At 62.7% G+C, this 18,521-nt stretch carries 25 protein-coding genes and 1 tRNA gene; 18 read left to right on the forward strand and 8 right to left on the reverse strand.

Annotation, left to right across the window (positions count from 1 at the left end; translation table 11 throughout):
• Window positions 1–226 precede the first annotated feature (226 nt).
• Window positions 227–670, reverse strand: a complete 444-nt coding sequence (locus J2X35_RS16080) for an Arc family DNA-binding protein (RefSeq protein WP_310187307.1) — start codon at window positions 668–670, stop codon at window positions 227–229.
• Window positions 671–773: 103 nt separating this feature from the next.
• On the opposite strand from J2X35_RS16080, the gene J2X35_RS16085 reads away from it, so the two are divergent.
• The 7 genes from J2X35_RS16085 to J2X35_RS16115 all read left to right on the forward strand — a co-directional run bounded on the left by J2X35_RS16085 (window position 774) and on the right by J2X35_RS16115 (window position 3,275).
• Complete coding sequence (locus J2X35_RS16085; protein WP_310187310.1) at window positions 774–941, forward strand: Arc family DNA-binding protein; 168 nt, start codon at window positions 774–776, stop codon at window positions 939–941.
• Between the two features lie 66 nt (window positions 942–1,007).
• Window positions 1,008–1,652, forward strand: a complete 645-nt coding sequence (locus J2X35_RS16090; protein WP_310187311.1) for a hypothetical protein — start codon at window positions 1,008–1,010, stop codon at window positions 1,650–1,652.
• Entirely contained in the window at window positions 1,649–2,059 is a 411-nt protein-coding gene (locus tag J2X35_RS16095; protein WP_310187313.1) for a hypothetical protein, read from the forward strand. Before J2X35_RS16090 ends, J2X35_RS16095 begins: the two co-directional genes overlap by 4 nt.
• Complete coding sequence (locus J2X35_RS16100; RefSeq protein ID WP_310187315.1) at window positions 2,056–2,520, forward strand: hypothetical protein; 465 nt, start codon at window positions 2,056–2,058, stop codon at window positions 2,518–2,520. Before J2X35_RS16095 ends, J2X35_RS16100 begins: the two co-directional genes overlap by 4 nt.
• Complete coding sequence (locus tag J2X35_RS16105) at window positions 2,513–2,797, forward strand: hypothetical protein (RefSeq protein ID WP_310187317.1); 285 nt, start codon at window positions 2,513–2,515, stop codon at window positions 2,795–2,797. Before J2X35_RS16100 ends, J2X35_RS16105 begins: the two co-directional genes overlap by 8 nt.
• Entirely contained in the window at window positions 2,794–3,090 is a 297-nt protein-coding gene (locus tag J2X35_RS16110; protein ID WP_310187319.1) for a hypothetical protein, read from the forward strand. Before J2X35_RS16105 ends, J2X35_RS16110 begins: the two co-directional genes overlap by 4 nt.
• Window positions 3,087–3,275, forward strand: coding sequence for a helix-turn-helix domain-containing protein (locus J2X35_RS16115; protein ID WP_310187321.1), 189 nt, complete (start codon window positions 3,087–3,089; stop codon window positions 3,273–3,275). Before J2X35_RS16110 ends, J2X35_RS16115 begins: the two co-directional genes overlap by 4 nt.
• A 126-nt stretch (window positions 3,276–3,401) precedes the next feature.
• Here the strand turns inward: J2X35_RS16115 and J2X35_RS16120 are convergent.
• Window positions 3,402–3,491, reverse strand: a tRNA-Ser gene (locus J2X35_RS16120).
• 460 nt (window positions 3,492–3,951) lie between these two features.
• Here J2X35_RS16120 and J2X35_RS16125 point away from each other — a divergent pair.
• The 3 genes from J2X35_RS16125 to J2X35_RS16135 all read left to right on the forward strand — a co-directional run bounded on the left by J2X35_RS16125 (window position 3,952) and on the right by J2X35_RS16135 (window position 6,193).
• Window positions 3,952–4,275, forward strand: a complete 324-nt coding sequence (locus J2X35_RS16125) for a hypothetical protein (protein WP_310187324.1) — start codon at window positions 3,952–3,954, stop codon at window positions 4,273–4,275.
• 35 nt (window positions 4,276–4,310) lie between these two features.
• Window positions 4,311–4,988 carry a peptide-methionine (S)-S-oxide reductase MsrA gene (gene msrA, locus J2X35_RS16130; protein ID WP_056111684.1) on the forward strand — a complete coding sequence of 226 codons (678 nt, stop codon included), beginning with the start codon at window positions 4,311–4,313 and terminating at the stop codon, window positions 4,986–4,988.
• A 215-nt stretch (window positions 4,989–5,203) separates the two neighbouring features.
• A complete protein-coding gene (locus tag J2X35_RS16135; RefSeq protein WP_056111681.1) occupies window positions 5,204–6,193 on the forward strand; it encodes a BMP family protein in 990 nt (329 codons plus the stop codon).
• Window positions 6,194–6,260: 67 nt separating this feature from the next.
• Here J2X35_RS16135 and J2X35_RS16140 read toward each other — a convergent pair whose 3' ends face one another.
• Together J2X35_RS16140 and J2X35_RS16145 are read right to left on the reverse strand one after the other, a co-directional pair.
• Window positions 6,261–7,019, reverse strand: coding sequence for an anti-sigma factor domain-containing protein (locus J2X35_RS16140; RefSeq protein WP_310187326.1), 759 nt, complete (start codon window positions 7,017–7,019; stop codon window positions 6,261–6,263).
• The gene (locus tag J2X35_RS16145) at window positions 7,016–7,567 is read right to left on the reverse strand and encodes a sigma-70 family RNA polymerase sigma factor (protein WP_310187330.1); all 552 of its coding nucleotides are present in this window, start codon (window positions 7,565–7,567) and stop codon (window positions 7,016–7,018) included. Before J2X35_RS16145 ends, J2X35_RS16140 begins: the two co-directional genes overlap by 4 nt.
• 163 nt (window positions 7,568–7,730) lie before the next feature.
• Here J2X35_RS16145 and J2X35_RS16150 point away from each other — a divergent pair, with 163 nt between their 5' ends.
• Window positions 7,731–8,513, forward strand: coding sequence for a DUF4394 domain-containing protein (locus tag J2X35_RS16150; protein WP_310187334.1), 783 nt, complete (start codon window positions 7,731–7,733; stop codon window positions 8,511–8,513).
• 89 nt (window positions 8,514–8,602) lie between these two features.
• Here the strand turns inward: J2X35_RS16150 and J2X35_RS16155 are convergent, their stop codons facing one another.
• A complete protein-coding gene (locus J2X35_RS16155) occupies window positions 8,603–8,812 on the reverse strand; it encodes a SlyX family protein (protein ID WP_056111670.1) in 210 nt (69 codons plus the stop codon).
• 197 nt (window positions 8,813–9,009) lie between these two features.
• On the opposite strand from J2X35_RS16155, the gene J2X35_RS16160 reads away from it, so the two are divergent.
• From J2X35_RS16160 to deoA, 6 genes are read left to right on the forward strand one after another with little or no spacing between them, the layout of a single operon-like run.
• Window positions 9,010–10,542, forward strand: a complete 1,533-nt coding sequence (locus tag J2X35_RS16160; RefSeq protein ID WP_056111665.1) for an ABC transporter ATP-binding protein — start codon at window positions 9,010–9,012, stop codon at window positions 10,540–10,542.
• Window positions 10,539–11,678: an ABC transporter permease gene (locus J2X35_RS16165; protein ID WP_310187339.1), complete on the forward strand. Its 1,140-nt coding sequence runs from the start codon at window positions 10,539–10,541 to the stop codon at window positions 11,676–11,678. Before J2X35_RS16160 ends, J2X35_RS16165 begins: the two co-directional genes overlap by 4 nt.
• 1 nt (window position 11,679) lies before the next feature.
• Window positions 11,680–12,651 carry an ABC transporter permease gene (locus J2X35_RS16170; RefSeq protein ID WP_310187342.1) on the forward strand — a complete coding sequence of 324 codons (972 nt, stop codon included), beginning with the start codon at window positions 11,680–11,682 and terminating at the stop codon, window positions 12,649–12,651.
• A 3-nt stretch (window positions 12,652–12,654) separates the two neighbouring features.
• Complete coding sequence (gene cdd, locus J2X35_RS16175; RefSeq protein WP_056111658.1) at window positions 12,655–13,047, forward strand: cytidine deaminase; 393 nt, start codon at window positions 12,655–12,657, stop codon at window positions 13,045–13,047.
• Window positions 13,044–13,850, forward strand: a complete 807-nt coding sequence (locus tag J2X35_RS16180; RefSeq protein ID WP_056111655.1) for a purine-nucleoside phosphorylase — start codon at window positions 13,044–13,046, stop codon at window positions 13,848–13,850. The genes cdd and J2X35_RS16180 overlap by 4 nt, the downstream gene beginning before the upstream one ends.
• A gap of 19 nt (window positions 13,851–13,869) precedes the next feature.
• Window positions 13,870–15,186: a thymidine phosphorylase gene (gene deoA, locus J2X35_RS16185; RefSeq protein WP_310188709.1), complete on the forward strand. Its 1,317-nt coding sequence runs from the start codon at window positions 13,870–13,872 to the stop codon at window positions 15,184–15,186.
• A gap of 21 nt (window positions 15,187–15,207) precedes the next feature.
• Here deoA and J2X35_RS16190 read toward each other — a convergent pair whose 3' ends face one another.
• From J2X35_RS16190 to J2X35_RS16200, 3 genes are all read right to left on the reverse strand, one after another.
• The gene (locus tag J2X35_RS16190) at window positions 15,208–15,771 is read right to left on the reverse strand and encodes a TIGR02281 family clan AA aspartic protease (protein WP_056111649.1); all 564 of its coding nucleotides are present in this window, start codon (window positions 15,769–15,771) and stop codon (window positions 15,208–15,210) included.
• 119 nt (window positions 15,772–15,890) lie between these two features.
• A complete protein-coding gene (gene upp / locus J2X35_RS16195) occupies window positions 15,891–16,520 on the reverse strand; it encodes a uracil phosphoribosyltransferase (protein WP_056111647.1) in 630 nt (209 codons plus the stop codon).
• A 121-nt stretch (window positions 16,521–16,641) separates the two neighbouring features.
• On the reverse strand, window positions 16,642–17,616 hold the full coding sequence (locus J2X35_RS16200; RefSeq protein WP_310187347.1) for an adenosine deaminase: 975 nt from the start codon (window positions 17,614–17,616) through the stop codon (window positions 16,642–16,644).
• 122 nt (window positions 17,617–17,738) lie between these two features.
• On the opposite strand from J2X35_RS16200, the gene ubiE reads away from it, so the two are divergent.
• A complete protein-coding gene (gene ubiE, locus J2X35_RS16205; RefSeq protein ID WP_310187350.1) occupies window positions 17,739–18,515 on the forward strand; it encodes a bifunctional demethylmenaquinone methyltransferase/2-methoxy-6-polyprenyl-1,4-benzoquinol methylase UbiE in 777 nt (258 codons plus the stop codon).
• Window positions 18,516–18,521 lie beyond the last annotated feature (6 nt).

Below are 18,521 nucleotides of genomic sequence, written 5' to 3' on the forward strand. Positions count from 1 at the left end.
TTGCCAACTCCAAACACTAGCTGCGTCATTCTGACTCACTAGGAGGGAACAAAGCAAGAACTCGAAGTTAACGAAATTCTCTTCGCATTACGGTTGACTTGCGTAATGCGTAACGCATAGGGTGCCAATTAGCAGGAGAACAGGTCGCGCCCACCATGTCGCCATCAAGCATCAGAGCTTATCAGCGCAATTTCGCGCCGGTTGGCATGCCCACCGCCGACACCGGCTATTCGTCGGGTTCGTCGTGGTCGAGAAACCCGGTCTCTGTGATCATGCGTTGCGCTAGCCGCATGCCGTTCTCATCTAGCTTGCCTTGGGCCACAAGTTCCTCAAGGAGAAACCGCATCGCCAATACATACTGGCGTGTGTTCTTCTTCACTTGGTCAAGCGCTTCTGCAAGAAGCTTAGTGGTTTTGGCGAGATCGGCGCCTGACAGCTCTGCCGGTGGACGCACAAAGGCTTCCAGTTCTCGAATTCTCGCGTCTCGCTCTGATATCTGGTCGAGAAGGGCCTGCATCTCTTTGGTGGACCGGTCAAAGGACCAGTCCAGCCGATCTACGATTTCGCCATTCATCGAGCGCGAGTTCATGCCTGCCGAATATTCGAGCCTGTCGCGCAGCTTGGCGGGCAGGCGCAAAGTTATCCGGATTTCGGCGTCATCGTCGGTCATGTCATCCACCTTTCCACAAGCGAATAACACTATTTTGGTGTCATGTCTTGACACCATTTTGGTGCGACACTAAAACGGTGTCATATGGTTAACGAGGAGGAAAATGAACACCACCGTCACACTGCGTCTCCCAGCGGATGCGAAAGCTTTTTTAGAAGCCCAAGCTCACCGGAACGGCAGTTCTCAAAACAGTGAAATCGTCCGGTGCATTCGCGACCGGATGGACCGAGAAACGAAAACGGCGACCAGCGAGCCGGCAGGCTCGATCTGATCGCCGTTCGAAATGAAAACCGCCCGGCAAGGCGGTCCCCGAAATCATCAAGCCTAGGAAGCAAAGATGACCAAGCACGTAAATAGCACCGCTCTGGCTGGAAATCCAGAAGCACAGACCGAGAACGCGGTCTCAGACCTTCTGCGCCGCACTATCGCGCGTCATGAAGCGGCGCATGCCTATTTCGAATCCACCGTCTATCTCAGCGACGATCTCATTCTCGGGCGGGACGCGACAGCCGAGGAGACGGCGATATGGGATGTTGCCAGCGACATTGAAGAAGCCGCGTTGACGGAGGTCTGCTTTTTCCCAGCCTTCACGGCCGCCGACATGGCGGCCAAGGCCCGCCACCTTCTGAAAATGAACACCCAGCACCATGGCGAACTGCAAGGGTATCAAGTCGATAACCTGCTGCTGTCGATGCTCCCCAAATGCGAGCATGACAACGCCAGCCTCCGCGCCATGATCGATGACCACAAGGCAACTGCCGACGCAATCAACCAGACCGATGCAGATGACCCGGAGGTCGGCGGTCTTTGCGAGAAGCTGAATAAAGCGGCCCTGGCTATCTGCGGTTACCGCACGGTCGGCGGGCACGAGCATCGGCTCAAAGCCAAGTTCCTCCGCGAGTGGACCAAGGACACCGAACTCACTGGCGAGGAGCAAAAAGCCCTGATTGCGTCCATGCTCCCGGAAGGCGGTGCGGCATGATCGTCCGTGAACCTCATCCGCTTGGATTTGCAACCGAGGGTCTGCCGCTAGAGCAGCTTCGCGGCCTCATTGACGCACTGGAAACCGTCACGAACACACTCAGCGGCTTGCAGGAGTGGGGCGTGTTTACAGCCACCAAAGGCATGACCGAAGTTGGAGCGATCCTCGAAAACCTGCGCAATAACATTGCCTGCGAGATCGATGACATCCGCGAGGAGGTAGGTCAGCGCAAGGTTTGCAGCAGAGCCGAGGCTGACGCGAAGTTTGACATCATCTTGGCGTCCATGACGTGGGGCGGCGAAGAACGGGCACACATCGTAGCCAAGCTTGCGACACTGTCGGCCGATCTCGACTGGCAAGTCCGTAGTTGCCCGCTGGATGACGGCCAGAACGGCGGTGCCTCGTGAGCGCCGTCATTCCGCCCGTCCGCCCCGACGCCAAGCTTGCCGAGCTTGGCCGGCAGTTCGAAGCCGCAAAGGCAGCAGCGCGTAAACTTGATCAGGCCCGTGGTCCAACCTTCGCAGCATACGAAAGCGCGCTCGCGAAATCCGGCCTCTCCGAGGACCGCCGAGACTGGAGCCTGGACGACGTGAAGCTTGCGGGATCAATTTATCGCAAGACCGGCTACGCCTCTGCCAGCTACGCTTTCAACAGGGTTCATGCCGAGTGCATCCGCCTGATGAAGGCAATCCACCGGGCAAAGGCGACGACGCTGGAGGGCTTCGCCGTCAAGATCGGGGCCATAGCTTTCGACCAAGCCGATTTCGACCTCGGCACGCCCGAGCCGGCAGACGTGGCCGAGAAGATGCTCTACCGCCTCGCCCGCGACATGGCGAAAGCCGTGAAGGGAGGCAAGCGCAATGGCTGACCTCCGCGAATTGATCGACGCTTTTGCACAGGCGAGCGCTGCATACAATGCAGCTCCCGAGGCCGCAGATTGGGACAGCCCGGAGGCGGATGCCTACGAGGCGGCAGAACATGCCGTGATCGTCGCTCCCTGCGAGACAGCAGAGGATGTGCGCATGAAGGCTCGTTTCTTCCTCGACAACTCGGGGCCGAACGACACGCTGCGCAACTGCGAGGACGCCGCCGGGTCTGACCTTGACCGGTTCCTCCGCTCCCTGCTCGGGGAGGCGCAGCCGTGAAGCGCCTCATCCTCTCCACTAAGGCGCTCTGGCATGTCTGGCGCGCCTATTGCCTGACCGCTCAAGCCAACCGGCTGATGGCGGTCGCGGATCGTTTCATCGGAAAGGCCGAGCACCACTCGGCCGCCGCCATGGTCGACCTTTTGGCTTCCCGGTCGCTCGCAACTGGAACGTCCGAGCCTAGCCGCCGCTCGACCTTCAACGATCCTGCGACGTGGCTCCTCGCCACGCTGACAGGAATCTTCATCGCCGGCGTCTGGCTTTTGATCGTAGCCATGGGGGGTTCCCGATGAACGAACAAGCCAGAGAGAAAATGGCCTATCGCGTCGAAGAGTTCTGCGATGCCTTTGGGGTAGGGCGGACGAAGGTCTTCGAGGAGATCAAGGACGGACGGCTGAAGATCAGGAAGGCCGGACGGATGACGTTGATAAGGGCCGAAGACGCCAAGGCGTGGCTGAATGCCTTGCCTGAAAACTGATCAATCGGCGGGCGAAAGTCCGCCGAAGTTCGTTCAAAGCCGTAAATATTTGTGGGGAAAATTGTGGGGAAAATTATCGCGACTAGTACGAAAACCCTTATTTCCCAACGCTTACAGAAGGGAAGCTGGCGGAGAGAGCGGGATTCGAACCCGCGTTACGGTCTCCCGTAAACACACTTTCCAGGCGTGCGCCTTCAACCACTCGGCCACCTCTCCGTCCTTTGCGCTCGACACGGCCGGTTTCGCCGCGCGGGTCGGGAATGCGCATTCCGGTGGAAATCAGTCCCGGAAGCCGGGACATGGGGCCGCCCTTGACCTATGGGGCGGGCCTTTCCTGCGCCTTGGCCACCGAAGTGGCGGGCGCGGGGCTGATCTAGTCGATCCGGCGCGGAATGCCAAGACATAATGGCGCCGCCGCGAGTTCTTTCCTGCGCTCGGGCATCCGTGCAGGCTTGCAACGCCGGTCCGACAGCTTTGGCGCGAGGCTGGCGCATTCGACATGGCGTCGAAAACGGTCGATGTCACGGCGTCGCATCTGAGGGTTCACGATCAAACCCGGCTCAAATCCGTGTGTCCGCATTGCGCTAGCGCTGTTCACGCCATATTTGTTGTCGGATGAAGAGATGCCGGCCGCCAAGCCTTTCAGGGCGATGGCTGGCGAAGACCGGAAGGCCGGATGATCCGTTTCCTGTTCCGTTTCGCGGCGATGGTGTCGCTGGCCGTTTCCGTCATCATGGCGGTGCTCGATACGACGCGGTCGGTCGTGGCCTCGCAGATTGTGATGACACCGCTGAGAACCAGCTGGAATTCGGTATCGCCCGACACCCTGGTCTCGTTCGAGACCTTTGTCCGCGGCAAGCTGCATCCGCTCGCCTGGGACATGGGTCTGAGCTGGGTTATCGATCAACCCGGCTTCATCCTTTTCGCGCTGCTGGCGTTTCTGCTCTATTGTGTCGGCTACAGGCGACAGCCGTTTGCCGGCAGATATGCCATCGGCTGACCGTGGATTCCTGAAAACGGGAAGGAGATTTGCGCATGTTTTTTCTCGGCGACCTCTTGAACAAGAAAGTGACGATGCCGAAGCCTGAGCAAGCGTTGCCCGGACGGGACAAACCGATCCCGACTGCTGCCAAACACCATGTCTCGAAGCGGCCGCTCAAGGGCCCTTATCCCGATGGGCTGGAGACGGCCATGTTCGGGCTCGGCTGCTTCTGGGGCGCGGAGCGGCTGTTCTGGCAGACCGAAGGCGTTTGGGTGACGGCGGTCGGCTATGCCGGCGGCATCACGCCGAACCCGACCTATCAGGAAACCTGCACCGGCCTGACCGGCCATGCCGAAGTCGTGCTCGTCGTGTTCGATCCGAAGATCGTCTCCTATGCCGACCTTTTGAAGCTGTTCTGGGAAAGCCATGATCCGACGCAGGGCATGCGCCAGGGCAACGATGTCGGCACCACCTATCGTTCGGCGATCTACACCTTTGGTGAGGGGCAGCAGCAGGCGGCGATCGCTTCGCGCGATGCCTACGACGCGTCGCTGAAAGGCGCCGGCCGCGGCAAGATCACCACCGAGATCGCGCCCGCTCCGGAGTTCTATTTCGCCGAGGAGGACCACCAGCAGTATCTGGCCAAGAATCCCTACGGGTACTGCAATCTGAGGGGCACCGGCGTCGCCTGCGCCATACCTTCCGCGGCTTCGGCTGCCGCGAACGCCTGACCCGCGACGCGCGCACCGCAACCCATAACCATGGCGCTGCCACACCGCGCCATGGTTTTCCAAAAGGTCAAAATTCCGCGTGAATTTTGTTTCCGGCCATGCAAGATTGGCCGTCAAGCGGGAGGCCTATCTTTCCTGCCGGAACCCTGTGCGCCTGGCTTCAAACCGGCAGCGCGGGGCGCGAAAACGGAAACAACCGACAGGGTGTGGATCACATGAAACGTCTCGTTCTCGGCCTCCTGGCCGCAACCGCAATGGTCATGCCGGCCTTCGCCGCCGATATCCAGCCGGCGCTGCTCTACGATCTGGGCGGCAAGTTCGACAAATCGTTCAACGAAGCGGCCTATAACGGCGCCGAGAAATTCAAGACCGAAACCGGCATCTCCTATGTCGAGTTCGAGGTTTCCAACGCCTCGCAGCGCGAGCAGGCCTTGCGCCGCTTCGCCGAGGACGGCCGCAACCCGATCGTGATGGCCGGCTTCTCGTGGGTGGATTCGCTGAAGAAGGTGGCCGCCGAATATCCCGAGCTGAAGTTCGCCATTATCGACGATCAGGTCGACCTGCCGAATGTGCGGTCGCTTAAATTCAAGGAACAGGAAGGCTCCTACATCGTGGGCGTGCTGGCCGCGATGGCCTCCAAGTCGAAGAAGGTCGGCTTCGTCGGCGGCATGGACATTCCGCTGATCCGCAAGTTCGGCTGCGGCTATGTCGGCGGCGCCAAGTCCGCCGGGGCGACGGAGGTTATCCAGAACATGACCGGCGATACGCCGGCTGCCTGGAACGACCCGGCCAAGGGCGGTGAAATCGCCAAGACGCAGATGGACCAGGGCGCGGACGTCATCTATGCGGCGGCCGGCGGCACCGGCGTTGGCGTGCTGCAGGCTGCGGCGGATGGCGGCAAGCTCGGCATCGGCGTCGATTCCAACCAGAACGGCCTGCAGCCCGGAAAGGTGCTGACCTCGATGCTGAAGCGCGTCGACGTTGCCGTCTACACCACCTTCATGGACGCCAAGGACGACAAGTTCAGCGGCGGCCTCCAGGATCTCGGCCTCAAGGAAGGCGGTGTGGATTACGCCATGGACGACAACAACAAGGATCTCGTGACCGCCGACATGAAGGCAGCCGCCGAAAAGGCCAAGGCCGACATCATCGCCGGCACAGTCGAGGTGCATGATTATACGGCCGACAGCGCCTGCCCGTACTGAACTGCTTACGACTGATTTTAAATAAGGTTCGAGCCGCCGGGGCATTGTCCCGGCGGTTTTGCTTTGATCAGCTGCGCGCCGGCTGCCTGGCGAAACCCTTGACCAGAATCGGCCCGGTCGGCTTGCCGGTCGGTGATCCGGGCGATGGCTCCAGCGTGATCTCGTAGAGCTGTTCGGGTTTCGGCAGGGGCAGATGCGGGCCTTGCAAGCGCACTTCTGTCGCCTTGGCGCCGATGGTGCCGAGCGAGACCGGCCCGACAGTCTTGTCGTAAAGCGTCCAGACCTGCATGGTCTGGCCGGCCGGCACGGTGAATTCCTCGAGCGGGACGATGCGGACGCTGTCGTCGGCGAAAGCTTCGAAGATGGCGCCGGGCGTGTTGGCTGGCGTATCGAGCACCACCACGACCACTGGCTGGGGGTTCGTCACGGTAGCGAGCGCGCCGAAATAGCCGATCGCGCAGGCGGCGGCCAGCGAGGCGGCGATGGCGAAACCGCCACGTCCGCCGAGCGAATGGAGCCCAAAGCGCTTCGGTCTGGCGTTCGCCGCCACGCGCGGTTTCGAGGGCGAGGCGGGGGCGGTTTCGGCAGCCTGCATCTGCGGCAGACTGGCAATGCGTTCGGATACCTTTTGCCATAGTTCGTCCGGAACGGGCTCGGGAGCTGTGGTCAGGTCGAGCTTGTGGAAGTGCTGCGCCGCCGTCAGCACCGCATCGCGAAAGGCGGCGTCGCGTTCCATGTCGTGTTCGGCCCGGTCGCGTTCCTCCTCGCTCATCAGACCCAGCACATAGTCGCCGGCGCGCGCCATTCTCTGCTCGTTGTCGGTCATGACAGGCACTCCTGCAGGGCGATCATGCCACGCCTGATCCAGGCCTTCACCGTCCCCACCGGCGCCTTGAGGTCGGCTGCGATTTCGCCATGGGTGAATCCGACCACATAGGCAAGCAGGATCGAGCGCCGCCGCGACGCATCCAATTGGCCAAGGCATTGCTTGAGTGCCTCGCGGTCCGGCAAGGCAGCGTAGGCGGCCTCGGCATCGGCGCTGCGTTCGCCAAAATGCTCCAGCATGTCGTCATCGACATAGTCGAGCCGGGCGCCGTCCCGCAGCATGTTGAGGGCGCGATTGCGCACGATGGTGGTCAGCCAGGCGCGCGCCGAGCCGCGTGCGCCATCATAGGTCGATGCCCGCTGCCATACCGCCACGAAAGCATCCTGGACAGCTTCCTCCGCCAGGTCGGACCGCCGCAGGATGCGCCGCGCAACGGCAATCAGCCTGCCGGCTTCGCGGGCGAAAAGCTCGCCCAGCGAAGCCCGGTCGCCCTTGGCCACGCGCACCAGCAGCGCTGTGCACAGATCGTCGTCGGAAGTCGCGTCCATCGTCCTCCCGGACCTTGCAGAGCAGGAAACCTCGATTGTCATACACACGAGGAACGCCGCCGGATGCAAGAGCGGAAATTTTTCTTCGGGCGCTGCATCCGCAATGTGTCCTCGCGGGTAAGGCAAGGGCAAGGCTCATCTTGCGGATACAAGGAGACCCGCCATGAACGTTCACAACAAAACCCTTTCCGCCTTTCTCATCGCGGGCGCCAGCCTGATGGCGATATCGGCCAATGCGGAGCCGGTCGTCGGCCTTACCGGAGAAAAGACGCTGGTGTGGTTCGACACCGAAAAGCCGGAAGTGACCAAAACCGTCGATGTGACAGGCGTCGACAGGCTGATTGGCATCGACATGCGGCCCGCCGACGGCAAGCTCTATGGCGTCGCTGGCGACGGCACCATCGTTGCGATCGATGAAGCGGGCGCGGCGACGGCCGGCGGCAAGCTGACCAAGATGCTGCCCGACGGCATTTTGGCAAGCGTCGATTTCAACCCGACGTCGGATCGGCTGCGCGTCATGGGTTCGGACGGCACCAATCTGCGCGCCAATCCCGATACCGGCGAGGTGACACAGGACGGCGCGCTGAACTTCGAGGCCGGCGACAAGGGCGCGGATTCCAAGCCGAACGTCGTCGCCACCGCCTACATCAACTCGCATGGCAAGCCGGAAAAGACCGCCATGTACGATATCGACGCGGCCGGCAATTTCCTCCAGCAGACGAAGCCCAATGACGGGACGCTCAAGACCATCGGCGCGCTCGGCGTGACATCGGATGCGTATGCCTTCGACGTCCATACGACGGCCGAGGGTGCCAACACGGGCTGGCTGGTGGCCTCGGGAGCGCTGCACAAGGTCAACCTGGAAACGGGTGTAGCCGAAAAGACCGGCGACATCACTGGCGCGCCGGGCGCCTTGCGCGACATCGCCGTGCTCAAGGCGATGTAACCAATTCGGGTCGGGACAGCTTGATGTTCCGAGCCTGAACTTGTCCGGTCCCGGTTTGCCGGGGCCGGACCTATGAGTGGCTGATGGAACTACCAGTGCGGCGGCTTGGTGATAGGCACATCCGGCGCGGCCTGCTCCTCCAGAACGAGAAACCGGTCCGTCAGCGCATCCAGCTTGCGCTGCATCCTTTCGATCACCTTCCACTGTTCGGCGATCTGCGCCGAAAGTTCCTCGATGGTCCGCTCCTGCTCGGCGGCGCGGATTTCCAGCGTGGTCAGCCGGTCTGTGGGCACTGTCATGCGAATGTTCCTATGTGGCTGCCCGACAACGCCCGAATGCATGTTCGCGCGGGGGCGGCAATTTTGCTCGTGCCGAAATTGACAAGCGGGCGGGGTTTTGTCGAGAGTGATAGAACCGGCAGGCCGTTGGCATGGCCAGCCGCGCCATGCTACGACTTTTGACCGGTCGATAAAAAAACAAAAGTGGGAACAGCCGTATGGCGGAAGCCGCAATCGAGCTGATCGGCATCAACAAGAGCTTCGGCGCCGTCCAGGCCAACCGCGACATCAATCTGGAGGTCGCCCGTGGCACGATCCACGGCATCGTCGGCGAGAACGGCGCCGGCAAGTCGACGCTGATGTCGATCCTCTACGGTTTCTACCAGGCCGACAGCGGCGAAATCCGCGTCAACGGCAAGCCGGCGACGATCAAGACCTCCAACGACGCCATCACGGCGGGCATCGGCATGGTGCATCAGCACTTCATGCTGGTCGACAATTTCACCGTGCTGGAAAATGTCATCCTCGGGGCCGAGAGCAACGCGCTGCTGAAATCCTCCATCGCCAAGGCACGGTCGGAACTGATCCGGCTGGAGCGTGAATATGGCCTGCAGGTCAACCCCGACGCGCTGATCGAGGAACTGCCGGTGGGCTTGCAGCAACGCGTCGAAATCCTCAAGGCGCTCTATCGGGGCGCTGAAATCCTGATCCTTGACGAGCCGACCGGCGTGCTGACGCCGGCGGAAGCCGACCATTTGTTCCGCATTCTCGGCCAGCTCAAGGAGCAGGGCAAGACCATCGTGCTGATCACGCACAAGCTGCGCGAGATCATGGCGATCACCGACAGCGTCTCGGTCATGCGGCAGGGCACGATCGTCGCCACGCGCGAGACGAAGAAGACCACGGTCGAGGAACTCGCCGAGCTGATGGTCGGACGCCGCGTGCTGCTGCGTGTGGAAAAGGACGCGATGCAGGCGGAAGGCGTCAAGCTTTCGGTGAAGAACCTGACGGTCAAGGATTTGCGCGGCGTGACGATGGTGGACGATGTCTCCTTCGACGTGCGCGCCGGCGAGATCGTCGGCATCGCTGGCGTCGCCGGCAACGGCCAGTCGGAGCTTCTGGAGGCCATTTCCGGCATCCGCAAGGCCGTTTCCGGCAGCGTCACGCTGGACGGCAAGCCGATCGACCTCACGGGCGCGGCCGATCCCGGGGAATTGCGCGAGCGCGGACTCGCCCATGTGCCAGAGGACCGTCACCATGTCGGCCTGGTGCTCGCCTTCGAGGAAAACGAAAACTCCATCCTCGGCTATCAGGATGACGAGCAATATCTGAAAGGTCCGTTCCTCAACATCGACGCCATCCAGAAGGACGCCAGGGACAAGATCGAGAAATACGACATCAGGCCGGCGAACTGCCGGCTCAAGACCGCCAATTTCTCCGGCGGCAACCAGCAGAAGATCGTGCTGGCGCGCGAAATTGAGCAGGATCCCGGCGTGCTGATCGTCGGGCAGCCGACACGCGGTGTCGATGTCGGCGCCATCGAGTTCATCCACAAGCGGCTGATCGCCATGCGCGACGCCGGCAAGGCGGTGTTGCTGGTCTCGGTCGAACTGGACGAGATCCGCTCGCTGTCCGACCGCATCCTCGTCATGTTCGCCGGCCGCATCGTCGGCGAACGTGGTTCCGATACGACGGAAGGCGAGCTTGGCCTGCTCATGGCCGGTGTCGAGCACAAGGAGGCGGCCGAATGAGCACGCCTTACGCCAAGCTGCCGGGCTGGGCCGATTACGGCCTCATTCCGCTGATCAACCTGCTCGTCGCCTTCGTCGTCGCCGGTTTCGTCGTGCTGCTGGTCGGCGAAAACCCGTTCCGCGCCGCCGTCATCCTGGTCGAGGGCGCGTTCGGACGCGGGCAGGGCATCGCCTTCACATTGTTCTACGCCACGACCTTCATCTTCACGGGACTGTCGGTCGCGGTGGCGGTGCATTGCGGCCTGTTCAACATCGGCACCGAGGGTCAGGCCTATATCGGCGGCTTGGGCGTCGCGGTCGTCTGTCTCGTATTCGACAGCGTGACGCCGTGGTGGATAACCTTTCCCATCGCCATTGTCGCATCCGCGGTCATGGGCGCGCTGTGGGCGCTGATCCCGGCTTATCTTCAAGCCAAGCGCGGCTCGCACATCGTCATCACCACGATCATGTTCAATTTTATTGCCGCATCGACAATGGTCTTTTTCCTTGTCGGCGCGCTGAAGCCAGCCGGCTCGCAAGCGCCGCAAACGCGCAACTTCCTCGAAGGCGGGCAATTGCCGAAACTCAACTGGATCATCGAACTGTTCGGAGCGAAAATTCGTTCAGCGCCGTTCAATGTCAGTTTCCTGCTGGCCCTGCTGATGGCCTGGCTGGTCTGGCTGCTGATCTGGCGCACCAAGCTGGGCTACGAGATGCGCACCTATGGCCACAGCCCAAAGGCAGCGAAGTATGCCGGTATTTCCGAAACCCGCATCATCATCATTGCCATGATGATCTCCGGCGCGCTGGCCGGCATGATGGCCCTCAACCCGACCATGGGCGACCAGCACAACGTCGCCATCGATTTCGTCAGCGGCGCCGGCTATGTCGGCATCGCAGTTGCCCTGATGGGCCGTTCCCACCCGGTGGGAATTGTATTGGCGGCCATTTTGTTCGGCGCGCTGTATCAGGGCGGCGCCGAATTGGCCTTCGAGATGCCGGCGATCAGCCGCGACATGATCGTCATCATCCAGGGTCTCGTCATCCTGTTCGCGGGGGCGCTCGAACACATGTTCAGGCCATACATCCAGGCGCTGTTCGCGTCCGTCAGTCCGAAATCCATGGGCATGGCTGCGGCCAAGGGCGGGGGAGGCTGAGATGGATTTCTTCAACATCGTCATCCAGACGCTGGATTCGACCATCCGCCTTTCCGTGCCGCTGCTGCTGGCCTGTCTTGCCGGCCTCTATTCGGAGCGGGCGGGCGTTTTCGACATTGGCCTTGAAGGCAAGATGCTGGTCGGAGCATTCGCCGGAGCGGCCGCCGCCTCGGTGTTTCACTCGGCATTTATCGGGCTCGGCATGGCGATCCTGATTTCCGTGGCCTTCGCGCTCGTCCATGGCTTCGCCTCGATCACCCATCGCGGCAACCAGATCGTGTCGGGCGTGGCGATCAATTTCATCGCGGCGGGGTCCACGGTCATTCTCGGCCAGGCCTGGTTCAGCCAAGGCGGCCGGACGCCGGCGCTGGCGCCGAACGAACGGTTCGAGGCGATCACCTTTCCCGGCGCTGATGCGCTGCGCGGCGTGCCGATCATCGGGCCGATCTATGCCGAGCTGATCTCGGGCCACTCGGTGCTGGTCTATCTTGCCTTCCTCGCGGTCCCCTTCACCTGGTGGGTGCTGTTCCGCACCCGCTTCGGCTTGCGGCTGCGCGCTGTCGGCGAAAATCCGGCGGCGGTGGATACGGCGGGCATTTCGGTTGCCTGGCTACGTTATCGCGCACTCATCTGCACCGGTATCCTGACCGGTCTTGCAGGCGCCTATCTGTCGATGGTGCAGAATGGCGGCTTCGTGAAGGACATGACCGCCGGCAAGGGCTATATCGCGCTGGCGGCGCTGATCTTCGCCAAGTGGAAGCCCGTCAACGCCATGTTCGCCTGCCTGCTGTTCGGTTTCCTCGACGCGCTGGCGATTCGGCTGCAAGGCACGCCGCTGCCGCTGATCGGCCGGGTGCCGGTACAGTTCATGCAGGCGCTGCCCTATGCGCTGACCGTCGTGCTGCTCGCCGGCTTCATCGGAAAAGCGATCCCGCCACGGGCCGGCGGCGTACCGTATGTGAAGGAGCGGTGAGCCATGTCGCATGACCTCTTCCTTGCCGCGCAGACCGCCATGGCCAAGGCCTATGCGCCGTACTCCAAATTCCCGGTCGGGGCGGCGTTGCGTACGGAGGACGGGCGCGTCTTCGCCGGGGCCAACATCGAGGTGGCATCCTATCCGGAAGGCTGGTGCGCCGAGACGACGGCGCTCGGCCACTACATCATGGGCGGTGGGGGCAGGATCACCGAAATCGCGGTGATCGCCGAGCGCATGGCCAGATGCACGCCCTGCGGTGGCTGCCGCCAGCGGCTGGCCGAGTTCACGCAGCCCGATACCAAGCTCTATCTCTGCGACGAGACCGGTGTGGTCGAAACGGTGACGATGGGCGACATCCTGCCCTACGGGTTCAGGGGCGATATCCTCAAATGAAAGCCGCCGTCGATCATCTCGTCGAAAGGCTGGACGGGCTGGCGCCATCCACGGCGCTGGTGCTGGGCTCGGGGCTCGGCGGGCTGGTCGATGAGGTGGAGGGCGCAGTGCGTATCCCCTATGCCGATCTTCCCGGCTTTCCACGCAGCGGCGTCACCGGCCATGCCGGCGAGGTGGTCGCGGGGCGTTTCGCCGGCAGACCGGTGCTGATGCTGGCAGGACGCGCGCATTACTACGAAGAAGGCAACGCCGCCGTCATGCGCCCGGCCATCGAGACGCTGGCCGGCATCGGCGTCTCCCGGCTGCTCTTGACCAACGCCGCCGGTTCGGTCGACCCCGAAATGCTGCCCGGTTCGGTGATGCTCGTCACCGACCACATCAACTTTTCCGGTTCCAATCCGCTGTTCGGCGAACCGACGGACCGCCGCTTCGTCGGGCTGACCGAGGCTTATGACGTGGGCATGCGTTCGGCGCTGGAGCGGGCGGCGCAGGCGACCGGCATAGAACTGCACAAGGGCGTCTATATGTGGTTTTCGGGGCCCTCCTTCGAGACGCCGGCGGAGATCCGCATGGCGCGTGCCTTCGGCGCACATGCGGTGGGCATGTCGACGGTGCCCGAGGTGATCCTGGCACGATTCTTCGGCCTGCGCGTCGCCGCCTGCTCGGTTATCACCAACCTTGCCGCCGGCATGACGGGGGCCGAGTTGTCGCACCAGGAAACCAAGGATATGGCCCCCATCGGCGGCGGCCGGCTGGCGACGATCCTGAAGAAGGTGTTCCAGGATGGGTTGTTCGATGCGTGAGGGGGAGGGATAGTTGCCCATGCTCCCCCAGGAGATCATCCGCCACAAGCGCGACGGCCAGAAGCTTTCGGCCGAGGAGATCGGTGCGTTCATTTCGGGCGTGACCGACAAAAGCGTGTCGGACGGTCAGGTGGCGGCCTTCGCCATGGCGGTCTTCTTCAGCGGCATGGGCCGGGACGAGGCGGTGTCGCTGACCATGGCGATGCGCGATTCCGGCGATGTGCTCGACTGGTCGGACCTGCCGGGTCCCGTCACCGACAAGCATTCCACTGGCGGCGTCGGCGACAATGTCTCGCTGATGCTGGCGCCCATCGTTGCTGCCTGCGGCGCCTATGTGCCGATGATCTCGGGCCGTGGCCTCGGCCACACGGGCGGCACGCTGGACAAGATGGACGCCATTCCCGGTTATGTCAGCCAGCCCGACATCGGTCTGTTCCGAAAGGCGGTGGTGGAGACGGGCGCGGCCATCATCGGCCAGACCGGCGATCTCGCGCCTGCCGACAAGCGGCTCTACTCGATCCGCGATGTTACCGCCACGGTGGAATCGGTGCCGCTGATCACCGCGTCGATCCTGTCGAAGAAACTGGCCGCCGGGCTGCAATCGCTGGTGCTGGACGTGAAGGTCGGCAATGGCGCGTTCATGGAAAAGTCGCGCGACGCCACCGCTCTCGCCGCCAGTCTGGTCGAGGTGGCGAACGGCGCTGGCCTCAAGACGACGGCGCTGATCACCGGGATGAACGAGCCGCTGGCCTCCGCAGCCGGCAATGCCGTCGAGGTGCTGAACGCCGTCGACTTCCTCGCCGGCCGCAGCCGCGACCGGCGGCTGGAGCAGGTGACGTTGGCACTGGCGGCCGAGATGCTGCAATCAGCGGGAATAACGGCCTCCAACAAGGCAGGGCTTGAGCGGGCGGGCGAGGCGCTGTCGAGCGGGCGGGCGGCGGCGGCCTTCGGCCGCATGGTCTCGGCTCTCGGAGGTCCGGCGGGCCTCGTGGAGCGGCCGCATGATTTTTTGCCGAAGGCACCTATCGAACATGCGGTCAAAGCCGATGAGAACGGCTTCGTTATCGGGATTGCCACGCGGGAGATCGGGCTCGCGGTGGTGACGCTGGGCGGCGGGCGCAGGCGCAATGAGGACGTGATCGATCATGCGGTCGGCATCACGCGGCTCCTGCCGGTCGGCGCGGAGGTCCGGACCGGCGAGGCGCTGGCGCTGATCCACGCCCGCAACGAGACGGACGCCGAGGCGGCCGCGGCGGCGGTGCGGTCTGCCTATACGGTTGGGCCGCAGCGGCCAGCTTCTGAGAAGGCGATCATCCGGCGCATCCTGCCGCGTTGATTGCCGTTGCGATGACGCGGCTTACTGCGCCAGCAGCAGGGCGCCGTCCTGGACCTGATATTTGTCGAGGCGCTTCAGGAAGCTCATGCCGATCAGATTGGTGCGCAGCGCCTTGTCCTCGATGACGACGGCCTGCACATCCTCGAGGGTTATCTTGCCCAGTTGAATGCTGTCGATGGTCACCACCGCCACCTTTACCTGACCGTTGGCGGTGCTCACTTCGTGATTGTAATCGCCCGAGCTCAACGAAATGCCGACCTTGCGGGCTGTCGAAGCGGTGAGGGCGACGACCGTGGCGCCGGTATCGACCATGGCGTCGACCGGGCGGCCATTGACCTTGAAAGTCGTAACGAAATGTCCCTGATTATCAGCTGCGACGAGGACCTTTCGCCCGAGCGGCTGGGATGTTTCCGGCTCGGAGACGGCGGTCGCGATCGTCATCGGCGCTTCGGCCGTCATGTCCTTCGATTTGTCGAGCGCGAACCGCATGACGTGCTCGAAGGCTTCGGGGTGCGATTGAAGAAGGATCGGCAGCGATGCCGAACACCCGACGATCACGCCCGCGATGAGGAGCTTCTGCAACATGGATGCCTCTTTCAAGGACATCGATAGCGCCGCGATGGTATTTTCCGTCTTAACGCCTGCGCCGATGGCCGGTCGGCTTGAGGAAACCGCGCTTTTGCGTAAACAGCCGGTAAACGACGCTATTTTGTCCCATACATGCGGTCGCCGGCATCGCCAAGACCCGGCATGATATAGCCCTTGTCGTTCAGCTCGCGGTCGATGGAGGCGGTGTAGACCGGTACGTCCGGATGAGCGCTGGTGAAGCGCTCGATGCCTTCGGGTGAGGCCAGCAGGCACAGGAAGCGGATGTTGGTGGCGCCGCGCGCCTTCAGCTTGTCAATCGCCGCGATGGCCGAGTTGGCGGTCGCCAGCATCGGGTCGACGACGATGATGAGACGGTCGGCGAGATCGCTCGGCGCCTTGAAGAAATATTCGATGGCTTCCAGCGTATCGTGATCGCGATAAAGCCCGATATGGGCGACGCGCGCCGCCGGAACCAGATCGAGCAGGCCCTCCAGCAGCCCGTTGCCGGCGCGCAGCACCGAGGCGAAGACCAGCTTCTTGCCTTCCAGCACCGGCGCATCCATCGTTTCCAACGGCGTCTCGATGCGTGTCGTCGTCAGTTCGAGGTTGCGGGTGACCTCATAGCCGAGCAGCAGCGAGATTTCGCGCAGCAGCCGCCGGAAGCCGGCGGTCGACGTATCCTTGTTGCGCATGATCGACAGCTTGTGCTGGACAAGCGGATGGTCGACGACGGTGACGCCCTTCATGATGGTTCTCCGGCAACAAACGAATGCCTTCGTGAATAGTGAATGACGGCGCGTTTGGCGAGTCCCGCGCCATCGCAGGGCACGCACGTCCACAGCGGACAAGACGTCGCCGTTAGGGCGTTTAGCGCTTTTTGCCGTCCAGTTTCGCCAGCAGCGCCGCTTTTGTCTTCCTGTCCACGAACGCTGCCTCGATGGCCGTGCGGGTGACGCCGAGCAGGGCTTTTTCGTTCATGCCGAAATGCGTCGAGGCGATTTCGTATTCGCGTTTCAGCGAGGTCCAGAAATAGGGCGGATCGTCCGAATTGAGCGTGACCTTGCAGCCGGCCGCCTTCAAGGCTGGAAAAGGGTGGCTGTCGAAATCGGGAAAGACCCGGAGCGCCACGTTCGAGCCGGGGCAGCATTCCAGCACGATGCCCTCGTCGGCGATGCGCTTGACCAGATCGGGGTTTTCGATGGCGCGCACGCCATGGCCGATGCGGGAGGGGCGAATGTGGTCGAGCGCGGCCGCCACGCTCTCCCAGCCGGTCAGCTCGCCAGCGTGGATGGTGATGCCGAGGCCCGCCTCGCGGGCGATCTCGAAGGCGCGGACATAATCCTCGAAATCGCCGATGCGCTCGTCGCCCGCCACGCCGAAGCCAGTCACCAGCGGGTGATTGCAGCGTGCGGCGAAGCGCGCCGCCTGCTCAACCGGCTCGACCCCGAAATGGCGGACGCCGGTGACGATCATGCGGCCCTCGATGCCGGTCTTGGCCTTGGCGCGCGCCATGCCTTCGCCGAGCGCGTCGGTGTAGGCCTTGGGCGAGAGGCCGGCCTTCTTCGCATGGTCCGGCGAGGTGAAGACCTCTGAGTAGATGGCCCCATCGCGGGCGAGACTGGTCAGATAGTGCTCGGCCAGCACCGCATAGTCCTCTTCGGTGCGAAAAAGGTCCGAGGAGAAATCGTAGGCCGCAAGGAATGTGCTGAAATCGTCCCAGACAAAGGAGCCATCGCGTATATAGGGGGAGGTGTCCTTGCCATATTTGCGCGCCTGCCGGATGACGAGGTCGGGCGCCGCTGCCCCTTCGATGTGGCAGTGCAGTTCGGCTTTCAAAGGCATCGCTTCCCCGTTTCCGCGGCTGGCAAGCGCGGCTGAACACCGCGCCCAAGAGATGGTCTAAACAATAGCGCCCGCATCCCTGATCGGCTATGGTCGCGCCGATTTTGTGACGGATCACATTTATGTCAGGCTCAAGAACGACAGCCGCCGGAGGCATGGAAACCTCCTATGGCTTCCAGAAGGTCGAGGCCGGCGAAAAGCAGCCGCTGGTCAACGAAGTGTTCCACAAGGTCGCCGATCGCTACGACCTGATGAACGACCTGATGTCGGCCGGCCTCCACCGTTTGTGGAAGGACGCTATGGTGGCCTGGCTGCATCCGCCGAAGCGTCCCGGCTGGAGGGTGCTGGACGTTGCCGGCGGAACCGGCGACATCGCCTTCCGCATCGTGGAGGCGAGCGGCCGCAACGCCGCGGCCACCGTGCTGGACATCAATGGGTCGATGCTGACGGTCGGGCGCGACCGGGCCGAAAAATACGATTTGCTGGGCAATGTCGATTTCGTCGAGGCCAATGCCGAGGAACTCCCGTTTCCCGACAATTCGTTCGACGCGTATACGATCGCTTTCGGCATCCGCAACGTGCCACGCATCGAAGTGGCGTTGGCCGAGGCCTACCGGGTTTTGAAAATCGGCGGCCGCTTCCTGTGCCTGGAATTCTCCGAGGTGGACATGCCGCTGCTCGACAAGGCGTATGAAGCGTGGTCGTTCAATGCCATTCCGCGCATAGGCCGGATGGTGACGGGCGACGGCGAGCCCTACGCCTACCTTGTCGAATCGATCCGCAAGTTTCCCAACCAGAAGAACTTCGCCGACATGATCGGGCGCGCCGGTTTCGACCGCGTCACCTTCCGCAATTATTCCGGCGGCATCGCAGCGCTCCACTCGGGCTGGAAGCTTTGAGGAAAG

It is taken from the genome of Mesorhizobium sp. BE184, from assembly GCF_031457045.1.
Classification (GTDB): Bacteria; Pseudomonadota; Alphaproteobacteria; order Rhizobiales; family Rhizobiaceae; genus Mesorhizobium.

Excerpts from the sequence above, each read along its gene's own strand:
- J2X35_RS16080 (WP_310187307.1), bottom strand. The coding sequence starts at position 670 with ATGACCGACGATGACGCCGAAATCCGGATAACTTTGCGCCTGCCCGCC.
- J2X35_RS16085 (WP_310187310.1), top strand. The coding sequence starts at position 774 with ATGAACACCACCGTCACACTGCGTCTCCCAGCGGATGCGAAAGCTTTT.
- J2X35_RS16090 (WP_310187311.1), top strand. The coding sequence starts at position 1,008 with ATGACCAAGCACGTAAATAGCACCGCTCTGGCTGGAAATCCAGAAGCA.
- J2X35_RS16095 (WP_310187313.1), top strand. The coding sequence starts at position 1,649 with ATGATCGTCCGTGAACCTCATCCGCTTGGATTTGCAACCGAGGGTCTG.
- J2X35_RS16105 (WP_310187317.1), top strand. The coding sequence starts at position 2,513 with ATGGCTGACCTCCGCGAATTGATCGACGCTTTTGCACAGGCGAGCGCT.
- J2X35_RS16115 (WP_310187321.1), top strand. The coding sequence starts at position 3,087 with ATGAACGAACAAGCCAGAGAGAAAATGGCCTATCGCGTCGAAGAGTTC.
- J2X35_RS16125 (WP_310187324.1), top strand. The coding sequence starts at position 3,952 with ATGATCCGTTTCCTGTTCCGTTTCGCGGCGATGGTGTCGCTGGCCGTT.
- msrA (WP_056111684.1), top strand. The coding sequence starts at position 4,311 with ATGTTTTTTCTCGGCGACCTCTTGAACAAGAAAGTGACGATGCCGAAG.
- J2X35_RS16135 (WP_056111681.1), top strand. The coding sequence starts at position 5,204 with ATGAAACGTCTCGTTCTCGGCCTCCTGGCCGCAACCGCAATGGTCATG.
- J2X35_RS16140 (WP_310187326.1), bottom strand. The coding sequence starts at position 7,019 with ATGACCGACAACGAGCAGAGAATGGCGCGCGCCGGCGACTATGTGCTG.
- J2X35_RS16145 (WP_310187330.1), bottom strand. The coding sequence starts at position 7,567 with ATGGACGCGACTTCCGACGACGATCTGTGCACAGCGCTGCTGGTGCGC.
- J2X35_RS16150 (WP_310187334.1), top strand. The coding sequence starts at position 7,731 with ATGAACGTTCACAACAAAACCCTTTCCGCCTTTCTCATCGCGGGCGCC.
- J2X35_RS16155 (WP_056111670.1), bottom strand. The coding sequence starts at position 8,812 with ATGACAGTGCCCACAGACCGGCTGACCACGCTGGAAATCCGCGCCGCC.
- J2X35_RS16160 (WP_056111665.1), top strand. The coding sequence starts at position 9,010 with ATGGCGGAAGCCGCAATCGAGCTGATCGGCATCAACAAGAGCTTCGGC.
- J2X35_RS16165 (WP_310187339.1), top strand. The coding sequence starts at position 10,539 with ATGAGCACGCCTTACGCCAAGCTGCCGGGCTGGGCCGATTACGGCCTC.
- J2X35_RS16170 (WP_310187342.1), top strand. The coding sequence starts at position 11,680 with ATGGATTTCTTCAACATCGTCATCCAGACGCTGGATTCGACCATCCGC.
- cdd (WP_056111658.1), top strand. The coding sequence starts at position 12,655 with ATGTCGCATGACCTCTTCCTTGCCGCGCAGACCGCCATGGCCAAGGCC.
- J2X35_RS16180 (WP_056111655.1), top strand. The coding sequence starts at position 13,044 with ATGAAAGCCGCCGTCGATCATCTCGTCGAAAGGCTGGACGGGCTGGCG.
- deoA (WP_310188709.1), top strand. The coding sequence starts at position 13,870 with ATGCTCCCCCAGGAGATCATCCGCCACAAGCGCGACGGCCAGAAGCTT.
- J2X35_RS16190 (WP_056111649.1), bottom strand. The coding sequence starts at position 15,771 with ATGTTGCAGAAGCTCCTCATCGCGGGCGTGATCGTCGGGTGTTCGGCA.
- upp (WP_056111647.1), bottom strand. The coding sequence starts at position 16,520 with ATGAAGGGCGTCACCGTCGTCGACCATCCGCTTGTCCAGCACAAGCTG.
- J2X35_RS16200 (WP_310187347.1), bottom strand. The coding sequence starts at position 17,616 with ATGCCTTTGAAAGCCGAACTGCACTGCCACATCGAAGGGGCAGCGGCG.
- ubiE (WP_310187350.1), top strand. The coding sequence starts at position 17,739 with ATGTCAGGCTCAAGAACGACAGCCGCCGGAGGCATGGAAACCTCCTAT.